The organism is Vicinamibacterales bacterium (assembly GCA_041659285.1).
Lineage (GTDB): Bacteria > Acidobacteriota > Vicinamibacteria > Vicinamibacterales > UBA2999 > 12-FULL-67-14b.
The window spans coordinates 1-5,653 of sequence record JBAZYO010000029.1 but is presented as its reverse complement, the minus strand read 5'-3'; the positions used below and the strand labels follow the sequence as shown (position 1 = coordinate 5,653).

Below are 5,653 nucleotides of genomic sequence, written 5' to 3'. Positions count from 1 at the left end.
AAGATACGAACCGATAGTGAACTAGTACCGTGAGGGAAAGGTGAAAAGAAGGGTGAGACACCCAATGAAATAGAAACTGAAACTATCTGCGGACAAACCGAGAGAGCATGACTTGTCATGTGATCTCGTGCCTATTGAAGAATGAGCCTGCGAGTTCTCTTGTACTATTGTCTAGATGGGTTAATACCCTCGAGGCATAGCGAAAGCGAGTATGAAAGTGCGAAAAATTTGCATCCTTTGGATGTAAAATAGTACATGGGAGACCCGAAACCGAGTGATCTAACCTTGAGCAGGGTGAGTCCTGAAGAAATTCAGGAGGAGGCCCGAACCCGTTGTCGTTGCAATGACATGGGATGACTTGTGGTTAGTGGCAAAATACCAACCGAACTCGGAGATAGCTGGTTCTCCCCGAAAGGTCTATAGGGACCGCGCCATTAATAAAATTATCAGGGGTAAAGCTACTGGATGGTTCGCCAAGGGTAACTGAGGCGCATCAACCAAACTCAGAATACTGATAAATAAAATGGTAGACAGTCATATCGGGCTAAGCTGATATGGCAAAAGGGAAACATCCCAGATTTACAGCTAAGGCCTCTAAATCTACATTAAGTTTTAAAGGAAGTTTTTTCTCTCAGACAGCCAGGAGGTTGGCTCAGAAGCAGCCACCCTTTAAAGATAGCGTAACAGCTCACTGGTCGACTGAGAAGAAGCGCCCAAGATTTATCGAGGATTAAATGTAGTGCCGAAGCTTAAGATTTACACCCTCAAAAGTGTATCTGGTAGGGGAGCGTTCCATATACAGTGAATGTGAACCGTAAGGTTTGCTGGAGTGTATGGAAGTGAGAATGCAGGCATGAGTAGCGCACTAGACGGATGAGAATTCCGTCCGCCGAATACCCAAGGTTTCCGTCGCTAGGTTCGTCCGCGACGGGTTAATCGGTACCTAAGGTGAGGTCAGTTTACTGGCGTAGCCGAAGGACAAGTTGTTAAAATTCAACTATTTTTTATAAATCGTTACGTCGCAAGACGCATGCGAAAGCATGTTTAGTTGGGGGTAACCGAGCATGAAATTTGTAGCCTCTTATTGAATTGAGGTTTAAGCTTTGAGATAGTTTTGAATAGAAAATCTATCAGAACGTTTAATTAAGAAGCGATATAAACTCCGCCGCGAGGTGGGGAATAACAATGTTTTAAGCTTGCAAGAAAATACTCGCAACGAGAGTTATAAAAAGCCGTACCGCAAACCGACACAGGTGGGTTGGTAGAGAATACTAAGGCGATCGAGAGAAGGATCCTTAAGGAACTCGGCAAAAAAACTACCCGTAACTTCGGGAGATGGGTTACCTTTTCGCAAGAAAAGGTGGCACCTAAAGTTTGCTGACCGACTGTTTATCAAAAACACAGGTCTGTGCGAAGTCGAAAGACGAAGTATACAGGCCGACGCCTGTCCAGTGCCGGTAGGTTAAGGGGAGAGGTGGTTAGCCGCAAGGTTAACTGCATTGAACTAAAGCTCCGGTGAAACGACAGCAGTAACTATGAACAATATTGTAGTTACTATAAAAAACTTGGCTATATGCTGGAATATCCGTATAACCGTAACTTACATTGATTTTAGATCAATGAACGGTTGAAGTATCTGACGCTACTGTCTATAATGATAGTAATAATGCGATCAGTGCGGACAATCAGCAGGAAAGGCTAAAGTAAATTAAATAATATGCAAGATAAAAATATCCAGATAGTTAACATAATAGGATTGTCTATTTTGTTCATATCACTATTTTTTGGTGATAGACTTTTTGGAGAATATTTAGCAAACATATTTGAGACTCTTGGAATTGGATTTATATTTTGTATATGGATATACAGATTTCTCACAAAGAGAGATGATGCTTTGAAAGCTAAAAATAAATCTAAGCAAGCAATTAAAAAGCTTGAAAAAGAGTATAAATTAAAATAAATTTATTTTAGAATCCCCAGAGACTACACGCCGAGACTTAATTTTTAAGAAATTAAGTATGATATAGTCCGACCTTGTAAGCGATTATGAGAATTCAACTTTGAAAAGTTGTAAATAACATTAGTGAACTGTTCTAAGGTAGCGAAGTTCCTTGCCAGGTAAGTTCTGGCCCGCACGAATGGCGTCACGAGTTAGCAACTGTCTTGAGGATTCACTCGGCGAAATTGCGTTGGCTGTGAAGACGCGGCCTAATCCCACTTGGACAAAAAGACCCCGTGGAGCTTTACTGTAATTTGGCATTGCCTTAACAATTTTTGATTGTCTAGAATAGGAGGGAGAGTAATCATCAGTGTAATACCTCTCGTTGGAGATTGTTGGGCTTACTTAGATCCCTTGAAGACAGGGATGGGAAAAGTGCTAGATGGACAGTTTTACTGGGGCGGTACCCTGCCAAAGAGTAACGCAGGGGCACAAAGGTTGGCTTGTTACGGATGGAAACCGTAATTTAACTGCAAAGAGATAAGCCAGCTTGACTGCAAGACCGAAGGGTCGAGCAGGTACGAAAGTAGGTCTTAGTGATCCCCCGATCCTTCATGGGAGGGACGGGGCTTAACTGATAAAAGCTACCCCGGGGATAACAGAGTAGTCGCGCCCGAGCGTCCATAGCGACGGCGCGGTTCGCTACCTCAACATATCGGGGTCTTCTGGAAGTAATTTCAGAATGCTGTGATTTGAACCACCAGTTTCAAATCAGAATTATTGACTCATAACGGTGAATACCTTACATAATAAATAAGGTTAATACCGTGGGAAGTTTATTGAAATAAAAACAATTAATGATAATCTAATTATCTAGTTTCAATATAACCCCGTATCGACTTGTTCCTCTTGATGGAACAGATGGAAGTATTCCATAACACGTCAACATCCATAAATTGTTAATTGGATGAAGGTATAGTCAAGCTATTACGTAAGTAATATGATTTTTTGCGATGTCGGCTCATCACATCCTGGGGCTGAAGAAGGTCCCAAGGGTTGGTCTGTTCGCCCATTAAAGTGATACGCGAGCTGGGTTAGCGCGATTAAGCGCTTGAGCCCCTCTGGAGGAGTAATCACCAGAGTTACAAAATTGGCTTATAACGGTGAAACCCTATTGATTTTGGATAAACTTCGGTTTATTCTAAATTAAGGGTAATACCGTGGGAAGTTCAAAGAATTTAGTTGGAAAAGAGTTGATTAAGTACAAAACTTTGTTGATTTTAAACAAAATTCAAGAAGAAGTATTAATTGGTTCGGTATTAGGAGATGCTAATATTAGAATTCTTCAAAAGGAGGCATTTTTAACTTTCTCTCATTCTGAGAAACAGGTTGATTATGTTTTCTGGAAATATAAAGTATTTCAAAACTGGGTTTTAACTAAACCTAGAGAAGAGAAAAGAATTTACTACAAGAATCGAGATATGTATCTTGTTTCTTGGAGGTTTAGCACGATTAGCCACCCTTTAATAACAAGGTATTATCATATTTTTTATCCGAAAGGGAAAAAAGTAATACCTAAAATAATTGATTCAATTCTAACTTCACCATTAGCACTAGCAGTGTGGTACATGGACGACGGAAGTCGTAAACCATACGGTAAAGGAGCATTTTTGCATACACAGAGTTTTTCGCTGAAAGACCAGAAAAAACTTATACATGTATTAAAGAAAAATTTTAATATAGTTGCAAGAATATCCTCAGCTGGTTTGTGGAATGGTAAGAGGTTGCATAGGCTTTATATAATTGCAGGAAGTTTCTTAACTTTTAGAGACTTGATTAAAGATTATATTTTGCCTCAATTTCAATATAAAATTTCTTTGTAACCCCGTAGAGACTTAAGGAATTTTTCCTTAGACCGGCCTTTATAGGCTGGTAATACGCCAGGTCCCGTTTGAACGGGATATGATATAGTCCATACCTTCTAGTAACAGAAGAATTGTATGTCAGAACGTCGTGAGACAGTTCGGACTCTATCCAGTGGGATCGTTCGAGTTTTGATAGGAGCTCTCCTCAGTACGAGAGGACCAGGAGGGGGGAATCCCTGGTGTGCCGGTTGTGACATCAGTCGCAGCGCCGGGTAGCTATATTCCTAAGAGATAACCGCTGAAAGCATCTAAGCGGGAAGCTCACCTAAAGATTAGAACTCGTTTCCCGAAAGGGATGAAGACCCCCGAAAGAATATCGGGTATAACCGGGAAAAAGTGGAAGTGCCGTAAGGCATTAAGCTTATTTTTACGGATTGGTCGAAGGAAAACCTTGCAACAGTACATATAAAGTGTAGGTTGTAATATTAACGAAAACAAAATATCCTTCAGTTGTCAGGGTACTTAAGTCTTGGTGATTTGAGCGTGGTGGAACTACCTAATTCCATTCCGAACTTAGAAGTAAAACGCCATAGCGCTGACGATAGTTGCAGGGCAACTTGCCGCGAAAATAAGTCATCGCCAAGACTTAGGTACTCTGTTTTTTGTGGCTGAAAAGGACTTGACATACTACAGTATGTATTGTAGTATGTATATACTATGAATACACAAATGGTGACAGTTACAGATATACAAAGGAATTTTAAACATATTTTAGATAATCTTGTGCCTAAAAATCCAACTGTTGTCCTTCGTGATAGTGTTGCAGAGGCTGTTATTTTATCATTTGAAGAATATAAACGGCTTGCAAATTTAGAAAAAGAATTACTTAAAAATGAAATGTTTGCCATGTTGGATGAAATGCACGAGAAAAATAAACATTTTACAGATGAAGAGATAAATAGGGATATAGAGTATGCCAAAAAACACGCTCCAAGGAGTAATTGATACTAATGTTTTGATTCGTGCCAATATTACAGAAAATGGTAGCGATTATTTAATTTATAAAGCGTTTATGGAACGCAAATTTGAATTATTATATAGTGATAAAACTTTACAAGAATTAAATAAGGTCTTAAATTACCCACGAATCTTTAATAAATATAATTTTACGAAAGTAAAAATTCAAAATTTTATCACTTCTATAGTTGCATTGGGTAAGTTTGTATATGCTCCAGAAAAGGTAAAGATTTGTAGAGATTCAGATGATGATGAATTAATTTCTATAGCTTTAGCTATTTACACCAAAAGTCCTATTTATATAGTTTCTGGAGATGACGACCTACATGTCTTAAGGGGTAAAATAAATGGAATTAAAATAATAACTGCAAATCAATTTTTAAAGCTTCTTAATACCAAGACTTAGGCACTCTGTTTTTATGGATAATTATGCTTTTTAGAATTCTTCTCTTGATTGTCTTGGGGGATTTTGTTTTATTAAACCTCTCGTCATAGCCACTAAGCCAAATTCTTTGAGTTTTAATCCTCTTTGTCTAGTTAATGGTGATTTTTGCATCTTAATTCCATTTTTATATCTTTTTCTTCCTGTGTTTACTGTGTTTTGTGTGAAATCTGTAGGGTCATCTGGGTCAGGGAAAAAAGGACGCATTGCTTCAAAAGTCATGGTCTGATTTTAGATCTTCTTCTTGTTAATTGTCAATAATATGTATAAGTCAAGGACATTTGCGACATACCCCCTTCATCCATAAAATACTGTAATGGACTTTTTAAGTTTAGTGAGTGATGGGGTCTTTGGGAATTATAGTAAACAATATAATCCGACAGTTTGTGG

Annotated in this window: 4 protein-coding genes and 2 rRNA genes; 5 read left to right on the top strand and 1 reads right to left on the bottom strand. The window is 38.7% G+C overall.

Annotation, left to right across the window (positions count from 1 at the left end; translation table 11 throughout):
• From WC815_23985 to WC815_23965, 5 genes are all read left to right on the top strand, one after another.
• Nucleotides 1–3,097, top strand: a 23S ribosomal RNA gene (locus WC815_23985); the annotation flags it as partial.
• A 62-nt stretch (nucleotides 3,098–3,159) separates the two neighbouring features.
• Complete coding sequence (locus tag WC815_23980) at nucleotides 3,160–3,822, top strand: LAGLIDADG endonuclease (protein ID MFA5911851.1); 663 nt, start codon at nucleotides 3,160–3,162, stop codon at nucleotides 3,820–3,822.
• A 510-nt stretch (nucleotides 3,823–4,332) separates the two neighbouring features.
• Nucleotides 4,333–4,449, top strand: a 5S ribosomal RNA gene (gene rrf / locus WC815_23975).
• An 84-nt stretch (nucleotides 4,450–4,533) separates the two neighbouring features.
• A complete protein-coding gene (locus WC815_23970; protein MFA5911850.1) occupies nucleotides 4,534–4,809 on the top strand; it encodes a hypothetical protein in 276 nt (91 codons plus the stop codon).
• Entirely contained in the window at nucleotides 4,778–5,227 is a 450-nt protein-coding gene (locus WC815_23965; GenBank protein ID MFA5911849.1) for a putative toxin-antitoxin system toxin component, PIN family, read from the top strand. Before WC815_23970 ends, WC815_23965 begins: the two co-directional genes overlap by 32 nt.
• Nucleotides 5,228–5,257: 30 nt before the next feature.
• Here WC815_23965 and WC815_23960 read toward each other — a convergent pair whose 3' ends face one another.
• A complete protein-coding gene (locus WC815_23960) occupies nucleotides 5,258–5,485 on the bottom strand; it encodes a hypothetical protein (GenBank protein MFA5911848.1) in 228 nt (75 codons plus the stop codon).
• Nucleotides 5,486–5,653 lie beyond the last annotated feature (168 nt).

Bases quoted from the DNA above. Each gene is read 5' to 3' on its own strand.
- WC815_23970 (MFA5911850.1), top strand. From the start codon at position 4,534: ATGGTGACAGTTACAGATATACAAAGGAATTTTAAACATATTTTAGAT.
- WC815_23965 (MFA5911849.1), top strand. From the start codon at position 4,778: ATGCCAAAAAACACGCTCCAAGGAGTAATTGATACTAATGTTTTGATT.
- WC815_23960 (MFA5911848.1), bottom strand. From the start codon at position 5,485: ATGACTTTTGAAGCAATGCGTCCTTTTTTCCCTGACCCAGATGACCCT.